25 protein-coding genes are annotated in these 25,135 nt (G+C 64.0%); 15 read left to right on the top strand and 10 right to left on the bottom strand.

Annotation, left to right across the window (positions count from 1 at the left end; translation table 11 throughout):
- Positions 1–59: 59 nt before the first annotated feature.
- The 7 genes from E3U47_RS04415 (at position 60) to trpE (ending at position 7,654) form a co-directional block, all read left to right on the top strand.
- The gene (locus tag E3U47_RS04415; RefSeq protein ID WP_134689796.1) at positions 60–1,172 is read left to right on the top strand and encodes an ABC transporter ATP-binding protein; all 1,113 of its coding nucleotides are present in this window, start codon (positions 60–62) and stop codon (positions 1,170–1,172) included.
- Positions 1,173–1,212: 40 nt separating this feature from the next.
- Positions 1,213–2,247 (top strand): ABC transporter substrate-binding protein, encoded by a 1,035-nt coding sequence (locus E3U47_RS04410; protein ID WP_134689795.1) that lies wholly within the window; start codon positions 1,213–1,215, stop codon positions 2,245–2,247.
- Positions 2,248–2,363: 116 nt separating this feature from the next.
- Complete coding sequence (locus E3U47_RS04400) at positions 2,364–3,611, top strand: ABC transporter permease (protein ID WP_134689793.1); 1,248 nt, start codon at positions 2,364–2,366, stop codon at positions 3,609–3,611.
- Between the two features lie 11 nt (positions 3,612–3,622).
- A complete protein-coding gene (locus E3U47_RS04395; RefSeq protein ID WP_134689792.1) occupies positions 3,623–4,450 on the top strand; it encodes an ABC transporter permease in 828 nt (275 codons plus the stop codon).
- 141 nt (positions 4,451–4,591) lie between these two features.
- Entirely contained in the window at positions 4,592–5,266 is a 675-nt protein-coding gene (rpe, locus tag E3U47_RS04390) for a ribulose-phosphate 3-epimerase (RefSeq protein ID WP_134689791.1), read from the top strand.
- The gene (locus E3U47_RS04385) at positions 5,263–6,081 is read left to right on the top strand and encodes a phosphoglycolate phosphatase (RefSeq protein ID WP_134689790.1); all 819 of its coding nucleotides are present in this window, start codon (positions 5,263–5,265) and stop codon (positions 6,079–6,081) included. Before rpe ends, E3U47_RS04385 begins: the two co-directional genes overlap by 4 nt.
- A 70-nt stretch (positions 6,082–6,151) precedes the next feature.
- Positions 6,152–7,654 carry an anthranilate synthase component I gene (gene trpE / locus E3U47_RS04380; RefSeq protein ID WP_134689789.1) on the top strand — a complete coding sequence of 501 codons (1,503 nt, stop codon included), beginning with the start codon at positions 6,152–6,154 and terminating at the stop codon, positions 7,652–7,654.
- Between the two features lie 96 nt (positions 7,655–7,750).
- Here the strand turns inward: trpE and estP are convergent, their stop codons facing one another.
- On the bottom strand, positions 7,751–9,652 hold the full coding sequence (gene estP, locus E3U47_RS04375) for an esterase EstP (RefSeq protein ID WP_134689788.1): 1,902 nt from the start codon (positions 9,650–9,652) through the stop codon (positions 7,751–7,753).
- A gap of 371 nt (positions 9,653–10,023) precedes the next feature.
- On the opposite strand from estP, the gene E3U47_RS04370 reads away from it, so the two are divergent.
- The 4 genes from E3U47_RS04370 to E3U47_RS04355 all read left to right on the top strand — a co-directional run bounded on the left by E3U47_RS04370 (position 10,024) and on the right by E3U47_RS04355 (position 13,337).
- Positions 10,024–10,617, top strand: a complete 594-nt coding sequence (locus E3U47_RS04370; protein WP_046857364.1) for an aminodeoxychorismate/anthranilate synthase component II — start codon at positions 10,024–10,026, stop codon at positions 10,615–10,617.
- 9 nt (positions 10,618–10,626) lie between these two features.
- Positions 10,627–11,676: an anthranilate phosphoribosyltransferase gene (trpD, locus tag E3U47_RS04365; RefSeq protein ID WP_134689787.1), complete on the top strand. Its 1,050-nt coding sequence runs from the start codon at positions 10,627–10,629 to the stop codon at positions 11,674–11,676.
- Positions 11,673–12,506 carry an indole-3-glycerol phosphate synthase TrpC gene (gene trpC / locus E3U47_RS04360; protein ID WP_046857362.1) on the top strand — a complete coding sequence of 278 codons (834 nt, stop codon included), beginning with the start codon at positions 11,673–11,675 and terminating at the stop codon, positions 12,504–12,506. The genes trpD and trpC overlap by 4 nt, the downstream gene beginning before the upstream one ends.
- Before the next feature lie 126 nt (positions 12,507–12,632).
- Positions 12,633–13,337, top strand: a complete 705-nt coding sequence (locus E3U47_RS04355) for a lipoate--protein ligase family protein (RefSeq protein WP_134689786.1) — start codon at positions 12,633–12,635, stop codon at positions 13,335–13,337.
- On the opposite strand, the gene crp is transcribed toward E3U47_RS04355, so the two are convergent.
- Positions 13,334–13,978, bottom strand: coding sequence for a cAMP-activated global transcriptional regulator CRP (crp, locus tag E3U47_RS04350; protein WP_134689785.1), 645 nt, complete (start codon positions 13,976–13,978; stop codon positions 13,334–13,336). The two genes, E3U47_RS04355 and crp, sit on opposite strands and share 4 nt — an antisense overlap.
- Positions 13,979–14,165: 187 nt before the next feature.
- Here crp and E3U47_RS04345 point away from each other — a divergent pair, with 187 nt between their 5' ends.
- Positions 14,166–14,588 carry an OsmC family protein gene (locus E3U47_RS04345; RefSeq protein WP_134689784.1) on the top strand — a complete coding sequence of 141 codons (423 nt, stop codon included), beginning with the start codon at positions 14,166–14,168 and terminating at the stop codon, positions 14,586–14,588.
- 79 nt (positions 14,589–14,667) lie between these two features.
- On the opposite strand, the gene E3U47_RS04340 is transcribed toward E3U47_RS04345, so the two are convergent.
- From E3U47_RS04340 to hemJ, 6 genes are all read right to left on the bottom strand, one after another.
- A complete protein-coding gene (locus tag E3U47_RS04340; protein WP_134689783.1) occupies positions 14,668–15,708 on the bottom strand; it encodes a DUF2157 domain-containing protein in 1,041 nt (346 codons plus the stop codon).
- A gap of 10 nt (positions 15,709–15,718) precedes the next feature.
- A complete protein-coding gene (coq7, locus tag E3U47_RS04335) occupies positions 15,719–16,366 on the bottom strand; it encodes a 2-polyprenyl-3-methyl-6-methoxy-1,4-benzoquinone monooxygenase (protein WP_134689782.1) in 648 nt (215 codons plus the stop codon).
- Between the two features lie 66 nt (positions 16,367–16,432).
- Positions 16,433–16,771 carry a histidine triad nucleotide-binding protein gene (locus tag E3U47_RS04330; RefSeq protein ID WP_134689781.1) on the bottom strand — a complete coding sequence of 113 codons (339 nt, stop codon included), beginning with the start codon at positions 16,769–16,771 and terminating at the stop codon, positions 16,433–16,435.
- Positions 16,772–16,834: 63 nt separating this feature from the next.
- Complete coding sequence (locus E3U47_RS04325; protein ID WP_134689780.1) at positions 16,835–17,611, bottom strand: SDR family oxidoreductase; 777 nt, start codon at positions 17,609–17,611, stop codon at positions 16,835–16,837.
- A gap of 51 nt (positions 17,612–17,662) precedes the next feature.
- Positions 17,663–18,616, bottom strand: a complete 954-nt coding sequence (locus E3U47_RS04320; protein ID WP_134689779.1) for a nitronate monooxygenase family protein — start codon at positions 18,614–18,616, stop codon at positions 17,663–17,665.
- A gap of 31 nt (positions 18,617–18,647) precedes the next feature.
- Positions 18,648–19,073 carry a protoporphyrinogen oxidase HemJ gene (gene hemJ, locus E3U47_RS04315; protein ID WP_134689778.1) on the bottom strand — a complete coding sequence of 142 codons (426 nt, stop codon included), beginning with the start codon at positions 19,071–19,073 and terminating at the stop codon, positions 18,648–18,650.
- A 140-nt stretch (positions 19,074–19,213) separates the two neighbouring features.
- On the opposite strand from hemJ, the gene argC reads away from it, so the two are divergent.
- The gene (gene argC / locus E3U47_RS04310; protein WP_134689777.1) at positions 19,214–20,248 is read left to right on the top strand and encodes an N-acetyl-gamma-glutamyl-phosphate reductase; all 1,035 of its coding nucleotides are present in this window, start codon (positions 19,214–19,216) and stop codon (positions 20,246–20,248) included.
- A 166-nt stretch (positions 20,249–20,414) separates the two neighbouring features.
- A complete protein-coding gene (gene erpA / locus E3U47_RS04305) occupies positions 20,415–20,765 on the top strand; it encodes an iron-sulfur cluster insertion protein ErpA (RefSeq protein ID WP_134689776.1) in 351 nt (116 codons plus the stop codon).
- Positions 20,766–20,829: 64 nt separating this feature from the next.
- Here the strand turns inward: erpA and E3U47_RS04300 are convergent, their stop codons facing one another.
- Both E3U47_RS04300 and E3U47_RS04295 read right to left on the bottom strand, forming a co-directional pair.
- The gene (locus tag E3U47_RS04300; protein ID WP_134689775.1) at positions 20,830–21,921 is read right to left on the bottom strand and encodes an anhydro-N-acetylmuramic acid kinase; all 1,092 of its coding nucleotides are present in this window, start codon (positions 21,919–21,921) and stop codon (positions 20,830–20,832) included.
- Positions 21,922–21,925: 4 nt separating this feature from the next.
- Positions 21,926–23,341: a peptidoglycan DD-metalloendopeptidase family protein gene (locus E3U47_RS04295; RefSeq protein ID WP_134689774.1), complete on the bottom strand. Its 1,416-nt coding sequence runs from the start codon at positions 23,339–23,341 to the stop codon at positions 21,926–21,928.
- Positions 23,342–23,563: 222 nt separating this feature from the next.
- On the opposite strand from E3U47_RS04295, the gene tyrS reads away from it, so the two are divergent.
- Positions 23,564–24,763 (top strand): tyrosine--tRNA ligase, encoded by a 1,200-nt coding sequence (gene tyrS, locus E3U47_RS04285; protein ID WP_134689773.1) that lies wholly within the window; start codon positions 23,564–23,566, stop codon positions 24,761–24,763.
- Positions 24,764–25,135: the final 372 nt, after the last annotated feature.

Raw genomic sequence — 25,135 nt, 5'->3', positions numbered from 1 at the left:
GCGCTTGCGCTTCTTCTACGCTTGGCTCACGCAGTCATTCCAACAAGAAGGTGCAGGGCATGAGCGAGGCGAATTCGAACGAGGCGCTGGTCAGCTTCCGGGGTGTGCAGAAGAGCTACGACGGTGAATCGCTGATCGTCAAGGACCTCAACCTGGACATCCGTAAAGGCGAGTTCCTCACCTTGCTTGGCCCGTCCGGCTCGGGCAAGACCACCAGCCTGATGATGCTCGCCGGCTTCGAGACCCCCACCGCCGGCGAGATCCAACTGGCCGGCCGCTCGATCAACAACGTGCCGCCGCACAAGCGCGACATTGGCATGGTGTTCCAGAACTACGCGCTGTTCCCGCACATGACCGTGGCCGAGAACCTGGCTTTCCCGCTGACCGTACGCAACCTGAGCAAGACCGACATCAGCGAGCGGGTCAAGCGCGTGCTCAACATGGTCCAGCTCGATGCCTTCGCCAAGCGCTATCCCGGCCAGCTTTCCGGCGGCCAGCAGCAACGCGTGGCCCTGGCCCGTGCCCTGGTGTTCGAACCTCAGCTGGTGCTGATGGACGAACCGCTCGGCGCCCTCGACAAACAGCTGCGCGAACACATGCAGATGGAGATCAAGCATATCCACCAGCGCCTGGGCGTAACCGTGGTCTACGTGACCCACGACCAGGGCGAGGCGTTGACCATGTCCGATCGGGTGGCGGTGTTCCACCAGGGCGAAATCCAGCAGATCGCCGATCCGCGCACGCTCTACGAAGAACCCCGCAACACCTTCGTCGCCAACTTCATCGGCGAGAACAACCGCCTCAACGGCACCTTGCTGGCCAGTGACGGCAACCGCTGCCAGGTGCAGTTGGCCCGCGGCGAGCGGGTCGAGGCATTGGCGGTGAATGTCGGCCAGGCCGGCGAGCCGGTGACCCTGTCGATCCGCCCCGAGCGCGTGCGCCTGAATGGCCACAGCGAGCGCTGCGTCAACCGCTTCTCCGGCCGCGTGGCCGAGTTCATCTACCTGGGCGACCACGTGCGGGTGCGCCTGGAGGTCTGCGGCAAGGCCGACTTCTTCGTCAAGCAGCCAATCGCCGAGCTCGACCCGGCCCTGGCCGTGGGCGATGTGGTACCGCTGGGCTGGGAGGTGGAGCACGCCCGCGCGCTCGATCCGATCAGCGAAGCTCACTGATGGTTTGCGTCACCAACCCTGTACTGTGGAGAGAATAATAATGCGCAAGCAGTTGAAACTGACCGCCCTGGCCCTGGGGCTGTTCGCCGCCGGCCAGGCCATGGCGGCCGACCTCACCGTGATCTCCTTTGGCGGCGCCAACAAGGCGGCCCAGACCAAGGCGTTCTACGAGCCATGGGAAAAGGCGGGCAAGGGCAAGATCGTCGCCGGTGAGTACAACGGCGAGATGGCCAAGGTCAAAGCCATGGTCGACACCAAGAGCGTCAGCTGGAACCTGGTCGAGGTAGAGTCGCCGGAGTTGGCCCGGGGTTGCGATGAAGGCATGTTCGAAGAGCTCGATCCGGCACTGTTCGGTAACGAAGCCGACTACGTGCCTGGCGCCATCCAGCCATGCGGCGTGGGCTTCTTCGTCTGGTCCACGGTGCTGGCCTACAACGCCGACAAACTCAAGAGCGCGCCTGCCAGCTGGGCCGACTTCTGGGACACCAAGAAATTCCCGGGCAAGCGCGGCCTGCGCAAGGGCGCCAAGTACACCCTCGAATTCGCCCTGATGGCTGACGGCGTCGCACCCAAAGAGGTGTACAAGGTGCTGGCGACCAAGGAAGGCCAGGACCGCGCCTTCAAGAAACTCGACGAACTCAAGCCGAGCATCCAGTGGTGGGAAGCCGGTGCCCAGCCGCCGCAGTACCTGGCCTCGGGTGACGTGGTCATGAGCTCGGCCTACAACGGCCGCATCGCCGCGGTACAGAAGGAGAGCAACCTCAAGGTGGTGTGGAACGGCGGTATCTACGACTTCGACGCCTGGGCCATCCCGAAAGGCGCCAAGGATGTGGACGAGGCGAAGAAATTCATCGCCTATACCGTGCAGCCCGAGCAGCAGAAGACTTACTCCGAGAACATCGCCTACGGCCCGGCCAACTCCAAGGCCGTCCCGCTGCTGGCCGACGCGGTGAAGAAGGACATGCCGACTACCCCTGAGAACATCGCCAACCAGGTGCAGATCGACGTGGCCTTCTGGGCCGACAACAGCGAACAGCTGGAGCAACGCTTCAACGCCTGGGCGGCGAAGAAGTAGTCACGGGCCGCTGTGCGGCCCATCGCCGGCAAGCCGGCTCCTACAGGAACGCGCAATCCATTCGTAGGAGCCGGCTTGCCGGCGAACCGCCCCTTTCCCGTTTTCCGGAGTTCGTCATGGCCATTGCAATGCCCCTCAACGAAGGCGCAGGTCCAAGCCTCAAGCAGCGCCTCAAGCATGCCGAGCGGGTCAACCGCTGGAAGGCCCAGGCGTTGATCGCGCCGCTGGCGCTGTTCCTCCTGCTGGTGTTCCTGGTGCCGATCGCGGCACTGCTGTACAAGAGCGTCGGCAACCCCGAAGTGGTCGCCGGCCTGCCGCGCACCGTCGAGGCAGTGGCGCAGTGGGATGGCAAGAGCCTGCCGGGCGAGGAGGTCTACAAGGCCCTGAGCCAGGACCTGGCCGAGTCTCGCAAGAACCAGACCCTGGGTGACCTTTCCAAGCGCTTGAACATGGAGCTGGCCGGCTACCGCAGCCTGTTGGCCAAGACCGCGCGGGCGCTGCCGTTCAAGGCCGAGCCTGGCTCTTATAAAGAAGCCCTGCAGACGCTCGACGAGCGCTGGGGCGATCCTGCCTACTGGCAGGCGATCCGTCGCAACACCAGCACGGTCACTTCGTTCTACCTGCTGGCGTCCCTCGACCACCGCATCGACGACCTTGGTGAGCTGGCCAAGGCCACGCCCGACCAGGCCATCTACCTGGATATTTTCGCCCGCACCCTATGGATGGGGGTGGTGATCACCGCCATTTGCCTGGTGCTCGCCTATCCGTTGGCGTACCTGCTGGCCAACCTGCCGACCCGGCAGAGCAACTTGCTGATGATCCTGGTGCTGTTGCCGTTCTGGACTTCGATCCTGGTACGGGTGGCGGCGTGGATCGTGCTGTTGCAATCCGGCGGCCTGATCAATAGCGCGCTGATGGCCATGGGCATCATCGATCAGCCGCTGGAGCTGGTGTTCAACCGTACCGGCGTGTACATCTCCATGGTGCACATTCTGTTGCCGTTCATGATCCTGCCGCTGTACAGCGTGATGAAGGGCATCTCGCCCAGCTACATGCGCGCGGCGATCTCGCTGGGCTGCCACCCGTTCGCCAGTTTCTGGCGGGTGTACTTCCCGCAGACCTACGCCGGTGTCGGCGCCGGTTGCCTGCTGGTGTTCATCCTGGCTATCGGCTACTACATCACCCCGGCGTTGCTGGGCAGCCCGAACGACCAGATGGTCAGCTACTTTGTCGCCTTCTACACCAACACCAGCATCAACTGGGGCATGGCCACCGCCCTGGGCGGACTGTTGCTGCTGGCCACCGTGCTGCTGTACCTGATCTATAGCTGGCTGGTCGGCGCCAGCCGCCTGCGCCTGAGCTGAGGAGCCTTGTCATGCTGAGCCCTTACATGTCCCCCGTGGAGCGGGTGTGGTTCTACAGCCTGCGCATCCTGTGCGGCCTGATCCTGCTGTTCCTGGTGTTGCCGGTGTTGGTGATCATTCCGCTGTCGTTCAACAGCGGGAGCTTCCTGGTCTATCCCCTGCAAGGCTTCTCGCTGCACTGGTACCAGGACTTCTTCGCCTCGGCCGAGTGGATGCGTGCCCTGAAGAACAGCATCATCGTTGCCCCGGCAGCCACGTTGCTGGCCATGGTGTTCGGCACCCTGGCGGCCATTGGCCTGACCCGTGGCGACTTCCCCGGCAAGTCGCTGGTGATGGCGCTGGTTATTTCGCCGATGGTGGTGCCGGTGGTGATCGTCGGCGTGGCCAGTTATCTGTTCTTCGCCCCGCTGGGCATGGGCAACAGCTTTACCTCGTTGATCCTGGTGCATGCGGTGCTAGGGGTGCCGTTCGTCATCATTACCGTGTCGGCCACCCTGCAGGGGTTCAACTACAACCTGGTGCGGGCTGCCGCCAGCCTGGGGGCCTCGCCGTTACTGGCGTTTCGCCGGGTGACCCTGCCGCTGATCGCGCCGGGGGTGATTTCCGGGGCACTGTTCGCCTTTGCCACCTCGTTCGACGAGGTGGTGGTCACGCTGTTCCTCGCCGGGCCTGAGCAAGCCACTCTGCCGCGTCAGATGTTCAGCGGCATCCGCGAAAACCTGAGCCCGACCATCGCGGCGGCGGCCACCTTGCTGATCGCCTTCTCGGTGATCCTGCTGCTGACCCTGGAGTGGTTGCGCGGGCGCAGCGAAAAGCTGAGGACCCAGCAGCCCGCCTGATTCGCGATAGAAGGTATCGACTTGCAGGAGCCGGCAAGCCGACTCCTGCGGGGCTGCGACCTTGTCTTGATACCAATCAGCCCCGATCCGCTTCCCTGAGTTACAATGCGCGCCACCGTGATTCTGCCCAACAGGTGCGCCATGCAGCCCTACGCTATTGCCCCCTCCATTCTGTCCGCCGATTTCGCCCGCCTGGGCGAGGACGTCGACAAGGTCCTGGCCGCCGGGGCCGACATCGTCCACTTCGATGTCATGGACAACCACTACGTGCCCAACCTGACCATCGGCCCGATGGTCTGCAGCGCCCTGCGCAAGTACGGCGTGACCGCGCCGATCGACGTGCACCTGATGGTCAGCCCGGTCGACCGCATCATCGGCGACTTCATCGAGGCCGGCGCCACCTACATCACCTTCCACCCGGAAGCCTCGCAGCACATCGACCGTTCGCTGCAACTGATCAAGGACGGCGGCTGCAAGGCTGGCCTGGTGTTCAACCCGGCCACCAGCCTGGATGCGCTGAAGTACGTGATGGACAAGATCGACATGGTCCTGCTGATGAGCGTCAACCCGGGTTTCGGCGGCCAGAAGTTCATCCCCGGCACCCTCGACAAGCTGCGTGAGGCCCGCGCCCTGATCGACGCCAGCGGCCGCGATATCCGCCTGGAGATCGACGGTGGCGTCAACGTCGGCAATATCCGCGAGATCGCCGCCGCCGGCGCCGATACCTTCGTCGCCGGTTCGGCGATCTTCAACACCCCGGACTACAAGCAGGTCATCGACAAGATGCGTGCCGAACTGGCGCTGGCCCGCGCATGAGTGGCTTCGAGCAGCTGTTCCCGGGGACGCTGCCCAGGCTGGTGATGTTCGATCTGGATGGCACCCTGATCGACTCGGTTCCCGACCTGGCCGCAGCCGTCGACCGCATGCTGCTCGAACTCGGGCGCCCGCCGGCAGGGCTCGAGGCGGTACGCCACTGGGTCGGCAACGGCGCCGAGGTACTGGTACGCCGCGCGCTGGCCGGCGGCCTCGACCACCAGGCTGTCGAGGCCGATCTGGCCGAGCGCGCGCTGGCGCTGTTCATGGAGGCCTATGCCGAAAGCCATGAGCTGACCGTGGTCTATCCCGGTGTGCGCGACACCCTGCGCTGGCTGCGCAAACAGGGGGTGGAGATGGCGCTGATCACCAACAAGCCCGAACGCTTCGTCGCCCCCTTGCTCGACCAGATGAAGATCGGCCGCTACTTCCGTTGGATCATCGGTGGCGACACCTTGCCGCAAAAGAAACCCGACCCGGCGGCCCTGCTGTTCGTCATGAAGATGGCCGGCGTCGAGCCGTGCCAGGCGTTGTTCATTGGCGATTCGCGCAGCGATGTGCTGGCCGCCAAGGCCGCCGGGGTGCAGTGCGTGGGCCTGAGCTATGGCTACAACCATGGCCGGCCTATCGACGAGGAGTCGCCCAGCCTGGTGCTCGGCGACCTGCGCCTGTTGTTGCCCGGTTGCGTCGTCACCGACACTGGGATAACGTTGGCAGACCTTCAAGCCCCGCACAGCAGAGACAATAACGTGGCGGTTACCGGCAAACTCTGGATGAAAGTCATCAAGGCCCTGGCCCGTTGGCGCTGGCGCGCCTGACTCCTGCCCACCGGCGCCCGCCGGTACGTCCGTTTGCCCGACTCCATTGCTGCTTGCTCCGAGGCTACCCATGACCCGCGAAGAATTCCTGCGCCTGGCCGCTGCCGGCTACAACCGCATCCCATTGGCCTGTGAAACCCTGGCCGACTTCGACACGCCGCTGTCGATCTACCTGAAACTGGCCGACCAACCCAACTCCTACCTGCTCGAGTCGGTGCAGGGCGGCGAAAAATGGGGCCGTTACTCGATGATCGGCCTGCCGTCGCGCACCGTGCTGCGGGTGCATGGCTACCACGTGAGCATCCTGCAGGATGGTGTCGAGGTGGAAAGCCACGATGTCGAGGACCCGCTGGCATTCGTCGAGGCCTTCAAGGAGCGCTACAAGGTCGCCGATATTCCGGGCTTGCCGCGTTTCAACGGTGGCCTGGTCGGCTACTTCGGCTATGACTGCGTGCGTTATGTGGAAAAACGCCTCGGCGCCAGCCCGAACCCGGACCCGCTGGGCGTGCCGGACATCCTGTTGATGGTTTCCGATGCGGTGGTGGTGTTCGACAACCTGGCTGGCAAGATGCACGCCATCGTGCTGGTCGACCCGGCCAACGAGCAGGCTTTCGAGCAGGGCCAGGCGCGCCTGCAAGGGCTGCTGGCCACGCTGCGCCAGCCCATCGCCCCGCGCCGCGGCCTGGACCTGAGCGGCCCACAGGCGGCCGAGCCGGAATTCCGTTCCAGCTATACCCGTGACGACTATGAAAACGCCGTGGGCCGGATCAAGGAATACATCCTGGCCGGCGACTGCATGCAGGTAGTGCCATCCCAGCGCATGTCCATCGACTTCAAGGCAGCGCCCATCGACCTTTACCGGGCGCTGCGTTGCTTCAACCCGACGCCGTACATGTACTTCTTCAATTTCGGCGACTTCCATGTGGTCGGCAGCTCGCCTGAAGTGCTGGTGCGGGTCGAAGACAACCTGGTGACCGTGCGCCCGATCGCCGGCACCCGCCCGCGTGGCGCTACCGAAGAGGCCGATCGCGCCCTGGAAGACGACCTGCTGTCGGACGACAAGGAAATCGCCGAGCACCTGATGCTGATCGACCTGGGGCGCAACGACGTGGGCCGGGTGTCGTCCACCGGCAGTGTGCGCCTGACCGAGAAGATGGTGATCGAGCGTTACTCGAACGTCATGCATATCGTGTCCAACGTCACTGGTCAACTGCGCGAAGGCCTGACCGCCATGGACGCACTGCGGGCGATCCTGCCAGCCGGTACCCTGTCGGGCGCGCCGAAGATCCGCGCGATGGAAATCATCGACGAACTCGAACCAGTCAAGCGCGGTGTCTACGGCGGCGCGGTGGGTTATTTTGCCTGGAACGGCAACATGGATACCGCCATCGCCATCCGCACCGCGGTGATCAAGGACGGCGAACTGCATGTGCAGGCCGGTGGCGGCATTGTCGCCGACTCGGTGCCGGCGCTGGAGTGGGAAGAGACCATCAACAAGCGTCGGGCGATGTTCCGTGCGGTGGCCCTGGCCGAGCAGACCACCAAGGGCGCAGAGGCAGGTTCGAAACTGTAGGAGCCAGCCTTGCTGGCGAAATAGGCACTGCGGTGCCTGGCACCGGCTTTGCCGGTGTTCGCCGGCAAGGCCGGCTCCTACGGCGATCGCGTCAGCTTAGAAATCCAGGCTCAATGCCAGGCTCAGCCCCTGTTGAGTCAATTCATCACTCTTGCGCCAGTTGTAGTTCCCCCGTAGGTGCACCCCCGGCACCAGTTCATGGCTCACCCCCAGGCTGGCCCGCGTCAGGTTGCTGTGCGGTGTGTAGCCGGTGAGGGTGAAGTCGTTGGCCGGCAGGCTGGTCAGGTGCATGCGCAGGTCCTGCTGGTCGTCCTCGAACTCATGCTCGCGGGCCACCTCGGCAAACAGCTTTGTCGTCGGCAGCAGTTGCACGCTACCCAGCAGGCCGCCTCCGAGCCGGCGCGATGTACGTTCCTGGTCGTCGAAACCGAGCGCCGTGGAGCGGCCGCTCTTCTCGTCGTAGCCATCGACCTTGACCCGCGCATAGTCGGCACTGATGAACGGCGCCAGTTGCCAGTGGCTGCTCTCGGGCGCCAGGTTGTAGCCCAGCCGGCCGGTGACGGCCCAGGCCTCGCCATCGGTGTCGCCCTTCTCGCTGCGGTCGTTCACGCCCAGGGCGAAGGTGCGCTTGAGGTCGCGGTAGTCCAGGTGGCCGGCGGTCAACGCCGCATCGGCCCACCAGCGATCCTGGCGGAACTGGGCGAAGGCGCTGGCCAGGTAGCTGTCGAGCTTGTAGTCCGAGTCGTGCTGGCCTGCTTCGAGTTTCTGCCGGTAGACCCCGGCGGCCAGGCCCAGGCGCCAGGCCTCATCCAGCCGGTAGCTGCCGCCGAGGGTCAGGTTGTAGCCGCGCCCGTCACCACTGGCGGCACTGCGCTGGCTGCCGAAGTCCAGGTCCTGGCCGCCGGTGGCGACGAAGGCCTGCCATTGACCGACGGCCTGCCAGGGCGTCTGCCACTGGTTGCGCAGTTCATCCTGGTGGGCGCGGATACTGGCGTGGGCGATTTCCGGCAGCAGGGTCAGCTCCCACGGCGCGGCCAGGATCGAATAGGCATAGTCGGCTATCAGCTGCTGGCCGGCGATGGTCGGGTGTACCGAGTCGTTGAACAGCAGCCGGGTCGGGTCCGGGGTAGTACCGTTCAGCCCGTAGACCGGGTTGCCCACGCAGCCGTCGCCGCTGTAGCACGTACCGACCAGGTTCTGGTCGGTGGCCAGGCCGAACTGGGCGGGGCTGGTGAGGGCCTCCTGCAGCAGGGTGGGGATGTTGAGCGGAATGATCTCGGCGTCGATCTGCCCGAGCTGGCTGACCAGCGACTGGTTGAACACGCTGGACAGTTGCGACAGCGCTCCTTGCTGGGGCGTGCCGCTGAAGTTCGGTGTCTGTCCCAGGTCTGGCAGCAACCAGACCATGATGTAGCGCGCTCCGCCCTGTTGCAGCGCCTGGGCGCTGGCCGCCAGGCGGGCGCCTGCTGCGGCTGCGGTAGCGGGACTGTTGACCAGGCCCTGGAGGAAGTCGTTGCCGCCACCGGTCAGGTAGTACAGGGCATTGGGGTCGGCGCGCAGGCCGTTGGCCAGGTAACCGTCACGCTCGCGCAGGACCACGCCCGCACCGGGACGCCCAGGCGGGATCACGGCTTTCGAGGTGTCGGTGATCGAGTCGAGAATCTGCTGCGTGGTGTAGCCACCCACCGCCCAGTTGTTGCCGTCGGGGATACCCTGCAACTGGTTGGTCAGCGAGGTGGAGGGGCCCAGTGCCGCGCCGGAGAAACCCAGCCTGGTGCCGAGGATCATCGGTGAGACCGGCGCGTAGTTGCCGTTGGCGTCGCGGTTGGTGAAACGCATGCCTGGGGTGCCGCCGGTCAGGTCGGGAAACTGCCCGGCGTCGCTGAGGCTGTCACCGAAGACGATCAGCGACGAATAGGGCGAGGGCGAGGCCATGGCCTGGCTGCAGGCAAGGGCGAGAATGCCGAGGGCGGAACACAGGAAGGGGGCCGTGTGCATGCATGATGTCCTTTTCGTTGTTTTTATCGAAGCAAGCGGCATGACCATAGCAAATCATCGCGCATTGTCCGCCATTGCATTCATTTCCCCGTGTTTACCGGCATATTGCGCCCGCCGCGCCGGTAGGCTACTGTGCCCTGACGTATGAACGAGACCTACCCCGTGTTGATCGTCAGCAAACTCTTGATGCGCGTTATCAAGGCCGTCGCCCGTTGGCGTTGGCGCGCCTGACTTTATCTCCTGCCGGCTAGCCGGCCCGCTCCTGTTTGCCTTCCTTTCGCTTCACCCGCCGCTCACCGCGGAATTTTCCCGCGCCCATGGCAGCAGGGAAGGCTCGAATCAAAAGTCAGTATTCAAGAGGTTCGTTCCAGATGTTACTGATGATCGACAATTACGACTCCTTCACCTACAACGTCGTGCAGTACCTCGGCGAGCTCGGTGCCGAGGTCAAGGTCATTCGCAACGACGAAATGACCATCGCCCAGATTGAAGCCCTGAACCCCGAACGCATCGTTGTCTCCCCGGGCCCCTGCACGCCGAGCGAGGCCGGTGTGTCCATCGAGGCCATCCTGCACTTTGCCGGCAAGCTGCCGATCCTCGGCGTGTGCCTGGGTCACCAGTCCATCGGCCAGGCCTATGGCGGTGACGTGGTGCGCGCGCGCCAGGTGATGCACGGCAAGACCAGCCCGGTGTTCCACCGCGACCTGGGGGTGTTCGCCGGCCTGAACAACCCGCTCACCGTGACCCGCTACCACTCGCTGGTGGTCAAGCGCGACACGTTGCCTGATTGCCTCGAAGTGACCGCCTGGACCGCCCATGAAGACGGCTCCGTCGACGAGATCATGGGCCTGCGTCATAAAACCCTGAACGTGGAGGGGGTACAGTTCCACCCGGAATCCATCCTCACCGAGCAGGGACACGAGCTGTTCGCCAACTTCCTCAAGCAGACCGGCGGACGCCGTTAAGGACCGATCATGGAAATCAAGACCGCTTTGAGCCGCATTGTCGGCCACCTGGACCTGTCCACCGAGGAAATGCGCGATGTCATGCGCCAGATCATGACCGGCCAGTGCAGCGAGGCGCAGATCGGCGCCTTCCTCATGGGCATGCGCATGAAGAGCGAGAGCATCGACGAGATCGTCGGCGCGGTGTCGGTGATGCGTGAGCTGGCCGCCAAGGTCGAGCTCAAGACCCTCGACAGCGTGGTCGACATCGTCGGCACCGGTGGCGACGGCGCCAATATCTTCAACGTGTCCACCGCCTCGGCGTTCGTCATCGCGGCAGCCGGTGGCACCGTGGCCAAGCACGGCAACCGCGCGGTGTCCGGCAAGAGCGGCAGCGCTGATCTGCTGGAAGCCGCCGGTATCTACCTGAACCTGACCCCGGTGCAGGTGGCCCGCTGCATCGACAGCCTGGGCATCGGCTTCATGTTCGCCCAGACCCACCATAGTGCCATGAAGCACGCCGCCGGCCCGCGTCGCGACCTGGGGCTGCGTACCCTGTTCAACATGCTGGGCCCGCTTACGAATCCGGCCGGCGTGAAACACCAGGTGGTCGGGGTGTTCACCCAGGCCCTGTGCCGCCCATTGGCCGAAGTGCTGCAGCGCATGGGCAGCAAGCATGTGCTGGTGGTGCACTCCAAGGATGGCCTGGATGAGTTCAGTCTGGCCGCGCCGACCTTCGTCGCCGAGCTGAAGAACGACCAGATCACCGAGTATTGGGTCGAACCCGAAGACCTCGGCATGAAGAGCCAGAGCTTGCACGGCCTGGCAGTCGAAGGGCCGCAGGCGTCGTTGGAATTGATCCGCGACGCGCTGGGCCGGCGCAAGACCGAGAACGGCCAGAAGGCCGCCGAGATGATCGTGCTCAACGCTGGCGCGGCGCTGTATGCCGCTGATCACGCGATGACCCTGGCCCAGGGTGTCGAGCTGGCTCACGATGTCCTGCACACCGGCTTGGCCTGGGAAAAGCTCCAGGAACTGGGCGCCTTTACCGCGGTATTCAAGGTGGAGAACGAAGCATGAGTGTACCGACGGTGCTGGAAAGGATCATCGCCCGCAAGTTCCAGGAAGTGGCCGAGCGCAGCGCGCGGGTCAGCCTGGGTGAGCTCGAGCGCCTGGCCAAGGCGGCCGATGCCCCGCGTGGCTTTGCCAATGCCCTGATCGAGCAGGCCAGGCGCAAGCAGCCGGCGGTCATCGCTGAAATCAAGAAGGCTTCGCCGAGCAAGGGCGTGATCCGCGAAAACTTCGTGCCGGCGGAAATTGCCGTCAGCTACGAGAAGGGTGGCGCGACCTGCCTGTCGGTGCTGACCGACGTGGACTACTTCCAGGGCGCTGACATCTACCTGCAGCAGGCGCGTGCCGCCGTTTCGCTGCCGGTGATCCGCAAGGACTTCATGGTCGATCCTTATCAGATCGTCGAAGCCCGCGCCCTGGGTGCCGACTGCGTGCTGTTGATCGTGTCAGCGCTGGACGACGTGAAAATGGCCGAGCTGGCGGCCACGGCCAAGGATGTCGGCCTCGATGTGCTGGTCGAAGTGCATGACGGCGATGAACTGGAGCGTGCGCTGAAGACCCTCGACACACCGCTGGTCGGGGTCAACAACCGCAACCTGCATACCTTCGAGGTCAGCCTGGAGACCACCCTCGACCTGCTGCCGCGCATCCCGCGTGACCGTCTGGCGATTACCGAAAGCGGCATCCTCAACCGAGCCGATGTCGAGCTGATGGAAATCAACGAGGTTTACTCCTTCCTGGTCGGCGAGGCGTTCATGCGCGCAGAGCAGCCGGGGCTGGAGCTGCAGCGGTTGTTCTTCCCCGAGCAAGTGAAGAAGACCGTTCAGCAACTGGACTGATCGAACCGAAAGCCGGCGTTTTTGCCGGCTTTTTCGTATTCGAGGGCCTCATTGCGGCACCGTCCCAGCGTGGGAGCGGGCTTGCCCCGTGATGAGTCCGATGAACATCACATCAAAGGTGGATCAATGACCGATCAACCCCTGGCCCTCACTGTCGAGCAGGGCCTGCACGCCGAACAGGACCTGCTGGCCGCCGTGTGCCGCGGCGAGCGCGAATCCGGCGTGCTGTTCTGGCGCCCGACCGACCATGCCCTGGTCATGCCCCGACGCATGAGCCGGCTGGACAACTTCGAGGCCGCCTGCGCGGAGCTGGCGATTGCCGGTTGGCCGGTGTTGCTGCGCGAAACCGGTGGCGAGCCTGTGCCGCAATCCCATGCAACCGTGAACGTGGCATTGGTCTACGCCGCGCCGCGCAGCGAAGGCGACCATGGCCGCATCGAGAACGCCTACGAGCGACTGTGCCTGCCGCTGTGCGAAGTGCTGCGCGAATGGGGTGGAGTGGCGTCGGTGGGCGAGATCGACGGGGCTTTCTGCGACGGCCGTTACAACGTTAACCTCAACGGTCGCAAGCTGGTCGGCACCGCCCAGCGCTGGCGCCAGGGCCTGGGTGGCAAGCGCCCGGTGGTGCTGGTGCATGGCGCGCTGTTGCTGGACAACGAGCGCGAAGCGATGGTCGCCGCGGTCAACCGGTTCAACGAGTGTTGTGATCTCGAGCAGCGCTGCCGGGCCGACAGCCATATCGCCTTGCACGAAGTGGCTCCGGCCGTGCCCTGGTTCGAGCGCCTGAGCCAGGCGTATGAGCAGGTACTTGCGGGGCTGCCGCAGGATTAACGGGTGCCGTAGACCACCATGGTCTTGCCTTTGACCTGCACCAGGCTACGCTCCTCGAGGTCCTTGAGGACGCGGCCGACCATCTCCCGTGAACAACCGACGATACGACCGATTTCCTGGCGGGTGATTTTGATCTGCATGCCATCGGGGTGGGTCATGGCATCGGGTTGCTTGCACAGGTCGAGCAGGCAGCGGGCGACGCGGCCGGTGACGTCGAAGAACGCCAGATCGCCGACCTTGCGTGTGGTGTTGCGCAGGCGCTGGGCCATTTGGCTGCCAAGGGCATAGAGGATCTCCGGATCCTGGCGGGCCAGCTCGCGAAACTTGTCGTAGCTGATCTCGGCCACCTCGCATTCGCTCTTGGCCCGTACCCAGGCGCTGCGTTGCTGCTCCTGGCCGGCTGGCTCGAACAGGCCCAGTTCGCCAAAGAAATCACCGCTGTTGAGGTAGGCGATGATCATTTCGTGACCGTCGTCGTCCTCGATCAGGATGGTCACCGAGCCCTTGACGATGAACGACAGCGTCTCGGCCCTATCACCGGCGCAGATGATGCTGCTTTTGGCGGCATAGCGGCGGCGTTGGCAGTGGGCCAGCAACTTGTCGATGTTCTTGATCTTGGGTGGCAGGGCTGAGGAGACCATCACGAAATCCTGTTCGATGCTACGCATTGGCTTTTTATAGATCGTCTGGCGGTTGGCGCCAGTCGTTTGGCGCCAGCTTATCAGACACTTCACCCTGCATCGGCACAAAAGCGCCACGGCTTGAGCTTTTCCGACGGCGCCGCAAGGTCTAAGCTGACACCCTTTTACGCATTTGGAGTCCGGATAGATGAAGGCACGCATCCAGTGGGCCGGTGAAGCGATGTTCCTCGGCGAGTCGGGGAGCGGCCATGTCGTGGTCATGGACGGCCCGCCCGAAGCCGGAGGCCGCAACCTCGGTGTGCGTCCGATGGAAATGCTGCTGCTGGGCCTGGGCGGCTGCAGCAGTTTCGATGTGGTGAGCATCCTGAAGAAATCGCGCCAGGCGGTGGAAAGCTGCGAAGCCTTCCTCGAGGCCGAGCGTGCCAGTGAAGACCCGAAGGTGTTCACCAAGATCCACATGAACTTCGTGGTCAAAGGGCGCGGGCTGAAAGAGGCGCAGGTCAAGCGCGCGGTAGAGCTGTCGGCCGAGAAGTACTGCTCGGCGTCAATCATGCTCGAGCGTGCCGGCGTGGAAATCAGCCACGGCTACGAGATTGTCGAACTGGGTTGAGACGAACGCGGGGCAAGCCTGCGCCCACGCTGCCTGCTGCACGGACAGTCGTGGGCGCGGGCTTGCCCGGTGATGGCGTCTATCCGCGACGCAATGCCGGCAACGCTGCCTGTAGCCACTGTGGCAGCTTTGCCTGCAGTGACTCGCTGAGCCGCTCGCGGCGCTTCTGGTACTGCACCCCCAGCACGATCACGCCCAGGCCGATCAGGGTCAACACGACGGGGAACAACAGCGAGTCGGCGAACACTTCGTACGACAGGTAGCCGAGGTAAGCCGCCACCCCCATCGCCCCGAACACCATGAACAGCGGTCGGCGCAGTAGCACCGCCAGGCCCATCAGCCCCAGGTTGATCAGGCAGTACAGGAACTTGCCCCACTCGCTGGCGCTGTCGAGCAAGGTCAGCCCGCCCCAGAACGCCGTCAGTCCGGCGAGATAGCCCCAGAAGGCATAGTCCCGCTCGGTGCGCCCGTCGATCACGACGAATACCAGCAGCAGGCCAAGGCCGAACCACAGCGACACCGTGCGGCGTTGCTCCCAACTGAACACATCGCCGTAGAACCATTCGCTCAGGTCCATGGACATGAACCAGAGTGCCACGGCAATCGGCATGACGATGAACGGGAAGGGAATCAACCGCAGCATCAGCAGGCCGGCCAGTACCGTCGCCGCTTCCATCGCCAGCCAACCGCCCTGCACGTAGGTGTAGTAGTGGTGATAGTCACCCTGTGCATCATCCAGCGGCCACCAGCCGGCCAATCGCTCGATGGCGAACACCGCCAGCGGCACGATGCTCACCGCCACGGCGCCCAGCACCCCGGCAGCGATGGGTTGGCCGCGGCGTTGCATCGACAGGGCGAACAGGGTGATGCCGCCGATATAGACCATGGCGATGGCCAGCAGCGCGCCGTCGCCAAGGGTCATCCAGGCTTCGGTGAGCAACCAGCCCATGGCGCCCATGATCAGCAAGGCGCCGAAGTAGAAGGCGACATGGGCCAGCTGGAAGCTGCCGCCAGCCTGGGGCTGGCGGCGCAGGAAGTCCAGCAGGGCTTGGTCCTGGCCGGGCTGCAGAATACCTGCGCTTACGGCGCGTGCCAGGTCCTTGGCGTCGAAGCGATCCATCCGGTGTTCCTCAGATGCGGTAGGTGCTCTTGGTCATGACCTTGGCCAGCAGGCTCATGCCAAAGCGCACCGGTGCCGGGAAGCGATAACCGCCGGCTTCAAGGGCTGACTCGGCATGATGCTCTTCGTCGACGCGCATCTGTTCGAGAATCGCCCGGGACTTGCCGTCGCTTTCAGGGATTTGTTCCAGGTGTTCGTCCAGATGCTTGCACACCTGGTGTTCGGTGGCTGCGACAAAGCCCAGGCTGACCTTGTCGCTGACCAGGCCGGCGAGGGCGCCGATGCCGAACGACATGCCATAGAACAGCGGATTGAGCACGCTGGGGTGGCTATTGAGCTGGCGGATGCGTTGTTCGCACCAGGCCAGGTGGTCGATTTCTTCTTCCGCCGCGTGCTCCATGGCCTTGCGCACCTGGGGCAGCTTGGCGGTCAGGGCCTGGCCCTGGTACAGCGCCTGGGCGCAAACTTCGCCGGTATGGTTGATACGCATCAGGCCGGCAACATGGCGGGCCTGTTGCTCGTCGAGTTCGGCGTCCGGCTGGACGATGGCCGGTGAAGGGCGGGCGGGTTGGCCGCTGAAGGGCAGCAAGGTGCGCATGGCGGTATCGGCCTGCAGCAACAAGCGGTCGAGCGGCGAGTAGTGACGTTCGGTAGCCATCGGGCACCTCCGCTGAAGTGATGCCCGACAGTCTACCTCAATCGTCCGGGTGGAGCTTGCCTTGGGTCAGCCCGGCGGCCAGTTCATCTGGCGCTGGCCAAGCACGTGCATATGGATGTGGTAGACGGTCTGGCCGCCTTTCGGGTTGCAGTTCATGACCACACGGAAGCCTTCCTCGCAGCCTTGCTCGACAGCCAGGCGCTGGGCGGTGAACAGGATGTGCCCGGCCAGGGCCTTGTCCTCTTCGGTCAGGTCGTTGAGGGTGCGGATGTGCTTCTTGGGGATGACCAGAAAATGAACCGGCGCCGCGGGGGCGATATCCTTGAACGCGAGGATCTGCTCGTCTTCGTAGATGATATCCGCCGGGATTTCCCGGTTGATGATTTTGAGGAATAAATCGTCCACAGCACGTGCTCCATGGTGAGTATGGGCCCGAGTGTACTGAGGCAAGGGGCGCTCGCCCAGTGCTTATTCCAGGCCGGCGGGGCAATAGCGGCGGTGGATCCTCCCGGCGAGCTTGCGTGTCAGCCAGCGCGGCAGCAGGCGTGGGGCGAAGGCCAGCCAGCGGTTGCGGCGCCCAGGCAGGATCAGCGCGCGGTTCTTGTCCAGGGCGCGCACGGTGTACAGGGCGATCTCCTCGGGGCTGGGGCTGCTGGCGTCAAGACGGGGAATGGGGCGTTTCGAGGAGCGTACCGGGCCCGGACACAACACTGAGACTTTGATGCCGGTACGGCGCAGCTCTTCACGCAGTGCCTCGGAAAAACTCAGTACATAGGCCTTGCTGGCGGCATAGGCGGCCATCCACGGCCCGGGAGCGACACCCGCCAGGCCGGCGATATTGAGGATCTGCCCACCCCCCTGGATTGCCATCAGGTTGCCGATGGCGTGGCACAGCCGGCTCAGGGCCAGGATGTTGACTTCCAGCAGGTCCTGCTCGTCGGCCCACTCATGGGCCAGGAACGGCCCATACGTACGCTGCCCGGCGCAGTTGACCAGCAGGTCGATGCGCCGCTCACCTTCCTCCAGTTCCAGGACGAAGCCTGACAGGCGTAGGGGCTGGCTGAGGTCGCAGGCCCGGAACAGCACCTCGACGCCGAAGCGCTGGGTCAGTTCGATGGCCACCGGCTCCAGCGTCTCGCGCTGGCGCGCCACCAGGATCAAGTTGCGCCCGCGCCGTGCCAGAGCTTCCGCCAGGGCCAGGCCCAGGCCGCTGGAAGCACCGGTGATCAAGGCGTAACGGGTCATGCAAGGCTCCTGGGGCGTGAGGGGCGCCTAGTGTACAGCCTGGCCGCTTTGCTACAAGACGTTGCTGCGCAGCTGCTGGGTACGCTCCAGCGCCGCGCGATACTCGCCGCTCAGGCGCTCGACCAGCTCGGCGATGCTGGGCAGGTCGTTGATCTCACCAACCCCCTGTCCCGCCGACCAGATGGTCTTCCAGGCCTTGGCCTCGTCGCCGATCGGCTTGAGCTTGCCGGCCTCGTGGTTGCCCTTGAGCGTCGCCTGGTCGTAGCCGGCCTGTTCCAGGCTCTGGCGCAGGAAGCTGGCGGGGATGCCAGAGACTGCCGGGGTCAGTACCACATCGGCGGCTTTGGCGCCTAGGATCATCTGTTTGTACGCGTCCTGGGCCTGGCTTTCGCGGGTGGCGATCAGGCGCGTGCCCATGTAGCCGAGGTCGGCACCCAGTACCTGGGCGGCCAGCAGCTCATGGCCGTGGTTGAGGCAGCCCGACAGCAGCACGGTCTTGTCGAAGAACTGACGGATCTCGGCCAGCAGCGCCAGCGGGCTCCAGCTGCCGGCATGGCCGCCTGCGCCCGCCGCCACGGCGATTAGGCCGTCTACTCCAGCTTCGGCGGCCTTCTCGGCGTGTCGGCGGGTAGTCACGTCATGGAACACCAGGCCACCATAGCCGTGCACGGCATCGACCACTTCCTTCACCGCGCCCAGGCTGGTGATGACGATCGGTACCCGGTGCTCGACGCACAAGGCCAGGTCGGCCTGCAGGCGGGGGTTGCTCGCATGCACGATCAGGTTCACGGCGTAGGGCGCTGGTTGGTCCAGTTTCGCCAGCCCTGCCTCGATCTCTTCGAGCCAGGCCTTGAAGCCCGCGCTGTCGCGCTGGTTGAGGGCCGGGAAACTCCCGACCACGCCATTGGCGCAGCAGGCCAGGACCAGTGCGGGGTTGGAGATCAGGAACATCGGCGCGGCCACCAGGGGCAAGCGCAGATGTTGTAGCGACGCGGGCAGGGACATGGTGAAACTCCTTGTAAATGACGGGTTACCCTTAGAACGGCTTGACCACCACCAAAATTGCGATACCCAGCAAAATCAGCACCGGGGCTTCGTTGAACCAGCGATAGTAGACATGGCTGCGGGTATTGGTGCCAGCGGCGAAGCGTTTGCGCTGGGCGCCGCACATGTGATGGTAAACGGTAAGCACGGCGACCAGGGTCAGCTTGGCATGCAGCCAGCCTTGGCTCAGCCAGCCCGGGTTGAGATACAGCATCCAGCCGCCGAACACATAGGTGGCGATCATTGCTGGGTTCATGATGCCGCGATACAGCTTGCGCTCCATGGTGATGAAGCGTTCGAGGCTGATGCTGTCCTGGCTCTGGGCGTGGTAGACGAACAGGCGTGGCAGGTAGAACAGGCCGGCGAACCAGCAGACCACGCTGACGATGTGCAGCGCCTTGATCCATAGATAGAGCATGGAGGGTTCCTTCAGGTTTTCACGGTCGTCAGATAGTAGAGGCCAAGGGCCCGAAGGGTCATCCGAAGAGTTGTTACAGGCGCTCGGCGCCCCTATTATCGTGCGCTTTCCAGTGGACTGGTTGATAAGGGGCAAGTGTCATGATCAAGGTCGGTATCGTCGGCGGCACAGGGTACACCGGTGTCGAACTGCTGCGTCTGCTGGCGCAGCACCCACAGGCCGAGGTGGCGGTGATCACTTCGCGCTCCGAGGCGGGCGTGGCGGTTGCCGACATGTACCCGAACCTGCGTGGCCACTACGACGGCCTGGCCTTCAGTGTGCCGGACAGCAAGGCCCTCGCCGCTTGCGACGTGGTGTTCTTCGCCACCCCCCATGGCGTGGCTCATGCCCTGGCCGGTGAACTGCTGGCCGCTGGCACCAAGGTCATCGACCTGTCGGCGGACTTCCGCCTGCAGGACGCCAACGAATGGGGCAAGTGGTACGGCCAGCCCCACGGCGCGCCTGAGCTACTCAAGGATGCGGTCTACGGCCTGCCGGAAGTGAACCGCGAGAAGATCCGCCAGGCGCGCCTGATCGCCGTGCCCGGCTGCTACCCGACCGCCACCCAGTTGGGTTTGCTGCCGCTACTGGAGGCCGGTTTGGCCGACCCATCGCGGCTGATCGCCGACTGCAAGTCGGGCGTCAGCGGCGCCGGGCGTGGCGCTGCGGTCGGTTCGCTGTTCTGCGAAGCCGGGGAGAGCATGAAGGCCTACGCCGTCAAGGGTCATCGGCATCTGCCAGAAATCAGCCAGGGCCTGCGCCAGGCGGCGGGCAAGGAAATTGGCCTGACCTTCGTGCCGCACCTGACGCCGATGATCCGTGGCATTCATGCCACCCTGTACGCGACGGTCGCCGATACCTCGGTCGACCTGCAGGCGTTGTTCGAGAAGCGCTATGGCAATGAACCGTTCGTCGACGTGATGCCGGCCGGTAGCCACCCGGAAACCCGCAGCGTGCGCGGTGCCAACGTTTGCCGTATCGCCGTGCACCGGCCTCAAGGCGGTGACCTGGTGGTGGTGCTGTCGGTGATCGACAACCTGGTCAAGGGCGCGTCGGGCCAGGCGGTGCAGAACCTCAACATCCTGTTCGGCCTCGACGAGCGCATGGGCCTGTCCCACGCCGGTCTGCTGCCTTAAGAGCGGCGCTGAGCTGCAAGGCCCAAGCTGCAAGTGATCGTGTTGCGATTGGCTTGCAGCTTGTAGCTTGTCACTTGCAGCTTTCGTATTGTTGACCGATTTTCTCGGACAAGCGGATAATACGCCCCATCGAGTTTTATGGCGGCATTGCGCCGGGAGAATCAACATGAGCGTCGAAACCTTCACCCCCACGGCTTTGGAGTTCACCCCCGGGGCCGCGCACAAGGTCAAGACCCTGGTCAGCGAAGAGGGCAATGATCGCCTGAAGCTGCGCGTCTTCGTGACCGGCGGCGGTTGCTCGGGCTTCCAGTACGGTTTCACCTTCGATGAAGACGTCGCCGACGACGACACCATCGTCGAGCGCGAAGGCGTGGCGCTGGTGGTCGATCCGATGAGCTACCAATACCTGGCTGGCGCCGAAGTGGACTACCAGGAAGGCCTGGAAGGTTCGCGCTTCGTGATCAAGAACCCAAACGCCACCACCACCTGCGGTTGCGGTTCGTCGTTCTCGATCTGATCGGCTGGCTGTAATGCAAAACGCCGCGCTATTGCGCGGCGTTTTGCATTCTGCGGGTGAGGGCTCAGGCGGGGTAGATCGCGCCGAGAATGCGCAGGCCCTTGGCGGCGGTGACGCTGGGGCGGTTGGCGGGAATGCCTTCGAGGCAGCAGTGGGCGAGCCAGGCGAAGGCCATGGCTTCGACCCAGTCGGGGTCCACGCCATGTGCGGCGGTGCTGGCGACCTTGACGCTTGGCAGCAGCGCGGCCAGGCGCGCCATCAATGCACCGTTACGCGCACCGCCACCACAGACCAGCAGGGCTTCGGTGCGGTCCTGTGCCTGGCGCAACGAGTCAATGATGCTGCTTGCCGTCAGTTCCAGCAGAGTTGCCTGGACATCTTGGTCCGGGTAGGCCTGCAGGCGCGCCAGATGCGCATCCAGCCAGGGCAGGTTGAATACCTCGCGGCCGGTGCTCTTCGGGCCACTGCCGGCGAAGAATGGATCGCTCAACAAGGCGCTCAGCAGGTCTGGGCGGACGTTACCGCTGGCCGCCCAGGCGCCGTTGGCGTCGAAAGCCTGGCCCTGCTTACGTTCGATCCAGGCATCCAGCAGCACGTTCCCCGGGCCGCAGTCGAAACCGTGCACCGGCTGGTCGCGCTCGATCAGGCTCAGGTTGCTGAAGCCGCCGACGTTGAGGACCGCCAGGCGCTGGCCGAGCTGGCCGAACAGCGCTTCGTGAAACGCTGGTACCAAGGGGGCGCCCTGGCCACCAGCTGCCACGTCGCGGCGACGAAAGTCGCCCACCACGCAGATTCCGGTGAGCTCGGCCAACAACGCCGGGTTGCCGATCTGCACGGTGAAGCCGCGGGCTGGTTCATGGCGAACCGTCTGGCCATGGCTGCCGATGGCATGAATCGCATCGGGCCCCAAGCCTCGGGTGGCCAATAGGTGATTGACGCCCTGAGCGGCCAGGGTGGCCCAGCGGTTCTCCGCCAATGCCGCCCGGGCTATCTCGTCTGGGCCGCTGGCGCAAAGCCCGAGCAGATCCTGGCGCAAGTCGACGGGCATGGGAATGTAGTGGGTGGCGAGCAGCCGGGGCTGCTCGTGTTGTTCGATCAAGGCGATGTCCAGGCCATCGAGGCTGGTCCCGGACATCACACCCAGATAGAGAGCCATGGGCTCAGCGCTTGTTGGCGGCGAGCAGGGTGGCTTTTTCCTGATCCATGCGGGCGATCAGGGGCTGGCTCTGCTGGTTGAAGCGCTGGCGCTCGGCCTTGGCGATCGGGTCGGCCATCGGCACCTTCTGGCTAAGCGGGTCGACGTGCACGCCGTTGACCTGGAACTCGTAGTGCAGGTGTGGGCCGGTGGACAGGCCGGTGGTGCCGATATAGCCGATGATCTGGCCCTGTTTCACCGAGCTGCCGGTCTTGATGCCCTTGGCAAAGCCCTGCATGTGGCCGTATAGCGTCTTGTAGGAATTGCCGTGGGCGATGATCACGGTGTTGCCGTAGCCACCGCGACGACCGGCCAGCTCGATGCGGCCATCGCCGGCGGCCTTGATCGGCGTGCCGCGCGGGGCGGCATAGTCGACGCCCTTGTGGGCGCGGATCTTGTTCAGGATCGGGTGCTTGCGTCCGGCCGAGAAGCGCGAACTGATGCGGGCGAAGTCCACCGGGGTACGGATGAACGCCTTGCGCAGGCTATTGCCGTCGGCGGTGTAGTAGTTGGTGTTGCCCTGCTTGTTGGTGTAGCGCACGGCGGTGTAGGTCTTGCCGCGGTTGGTGAAGCGGGCGGAGAGGATGTTGCCGGTGCCGACCACCTTGCCATCCATCATTTTCTGCTCGTAGACCACGTCGAATTCGTCGCCGGGGCGGATGTCCTGGGCGAAGTCGATGTCGTAACCGAGGATGCGCGCCATGTCCATGGTCATGCTGTGGGACAGGCCGGCGCGCTGGGCCGAGGCCGACAGCGAGCTTTTGATTACGCCATGGGCGTAGGCAGTGCGCACCACGGGCTTGCTGATCTCGCGAGCGAAGCTGAAGCCCTTGTCGGTACGGGTCAGGCGGATGGTCTCGAGGTTGCTGACCTTGCTGTGCAGGCTGGTCAACTGGCCGTCCTTGTCCAGTTCGAACTGCAGCACCTGGCCATGCTTGAGCTGGCTGAACTGCTTGGCCTGCTTGTTGCTCGCCAGCAGGTCATGCACCACGTTGGCCGGTAGGCCGACCTTGTTGAACAGGGTGGAAAGGGTATCGCCACGGGCCACGACTACTTCGCGGTGGCCGGGGGCCTTTTCCTCTTGCTTGGCGACGGCGGCGGGCGCGGCCTTGGTCTCGGCGGTAGTGGCCTGTTCGCCTTCGATCTGGGCGAAGGGCGAGTCGCTGTTCTGCTCGGCCTGCACCAGCGGCGCGGCGCGGGACTCGTCCTTCAGCTGTTCGGCCGGGCTTTCCAGCTCGAGACTGAGGGTGGTTTTCTTGGCTTCGACTTCGCTGGAAGGAAAGACCAGCAAGGCCAGGCTGAGAAGGGCGGCGATGCCGCTGGCGGCCAACAGATGGCTTTTCGGATAAAGCGGGGGCGCTTTAGGCGGTTCGTTGGTCATAGGTAAGGTGACTTTGAAAAGTGAATGAAAAATGAAATGGAAAAGATGAATGACATGATGAAGATGAAATAACTGTATAAAATATAACCAAATCCATTTTCGCGCAAGGGCGCGTAGACGCCGCGGCACGCCGTTCGGGTCACATTCCTTTGCGAAACTTGTATTTGATGGCCGATCTTGTATGGTTGGCTCCCCTTGAATCTGAGCCTTGCGGGTCTGTCTATGAAGTCGGTTGAAGAGCAGCTGGCGCTTATCAAGCGCGGTGCGGAAGAGGTATTGGTCGAGTCGGAACTGGTGGAGAAGCTCAAGCGCGGCCAACCGCTGCGCATTAAAGCGGGCTTCGATCCAACCGCGCCTGACCTGCACCTGGGGCACACGGTGCTGATCAACAAGCTGCGCCAGTTCCAGGAGCTGGGCCACCAGGTCATTTTCCTGATTGGTGACTTCACCGGCATGATCGGCGACCCGAGCGGCAAAAGTGCCACCCGTCCGCCGCTGACCCGTGAGCAGGTGCTGGACAACGCCGAGACCTACAAGCAGCAGGTGTTCAAGATTCTCGACCCGGCCAAGACCGAGGTCGCGTTCAACTCCACCTGGATGGACCAGCTGACCCCGGCTGATTTCATTCGTCTGGCGTCGCAGTACACGGTTGCGCGCATGCTCGAGCGTGACGACTTCGATAAGCGTTACAGCAGCAACCAGCCGATCGCGATCCATGAGTTCCTTTATCCGCTGGTGCAGGGCTATGACTCCGTGGCGCTCAAGGCCGATGTCGAGCTGGGCGGTACCGACCAGAAGTTCAACCTGCTGATGGGGCGTGAGTTGCAGCGCTCCTACGGCCAGGAGGCGCAGAACATCGTCACCATGCCCCTGCTCGAGGGCTTGGATGGTGTGAAGAAGATGTCCAAGTCGCTGGGCAATTATGTCGGCATCCAGGAAGCGCCAGGGGTGATGTACGGCAAGCTGGTATCGATTCCGGATACGCTGATGTGGCGCTACTTCGAATTGCTGAGCTTCCGCTCCATGGAAGAGATCGAGCAGTTCCGTGCGGATGTCGAGAAGGGCGCCAACCCACGGGATATCAAGATCAAGCTGGCCGAGGAGATCGTCGCGCGCTTCCATGGTGAAGAAGCGGCGGTCAATGCGCACCGTGCCGCGGGCAATCGTATGAAGGAAGGCGAGCTGCCGGAGGACCTGCCGGAGATTGAGGTCGCTGCGGCTGAAGACCTGCCGATCGCTGCGGTGTTGAACCGGGCTGGCCTGGTGAAGAACTCGGCGCAGGCGCGGGATCTGCTGAGCGCGGGGGCGGTGAAGGTTGATGGTGCGGTGGTGGATCGTGACTTCATGTTTGGGCTGGGTGCGACCCATGTGTGCCAGGCGGGCAAGAAGGCGTTTGGCCGGGTCAGCCTCAAGGCTGAGTGATTGGCTGGTGGTGTAGCTATATAGAAGCGGGGAGGCCGGTAGGCCTCCCCGCTTTGTTTTTGGGGGTGGTTGTCTATATAGAGGTGTTGGGGTTAAGAGGTGCCTGTCGGGAGAGGGTTTTGGTGTTGAGAGGTGTCCGTCTGGAGGTTGTGTTTGTGGTGAGGGGTGTCCGCCGTTAGGCATTCAGCGCCTATGAGATCGAGCGCCGCCCGCGCGGCGCTCGATCTGCTAGGCGCTGCAAGGCTTGTGGCGGGCCCCTGGCGGCCCTTTCGCTAATTATTTGAAAATATTGAAATTAAAGGTTGACGCGCTTCCAGATCCCCTTATAATGCGCCCCACTTCCAGCGACAACGGAACGCGAAACTCCTTGAG

This window comes from Pseudomonas sp. RIT623, from assembly GCF_004519305.1.
In the GTDB taxonomy this organism is placed as follows: domain Bacteria; phylum Pseudomonadota; class Gammaproteobacteria; order Pseudomonadales; family Pseudomonadaceae; genus Aquipseudomonas.
The sequence above is the reverse complement of the archived record's forward strand: the minus strand, read 5'-3'. Positions and strand labels throughout refer to the sequence as shown.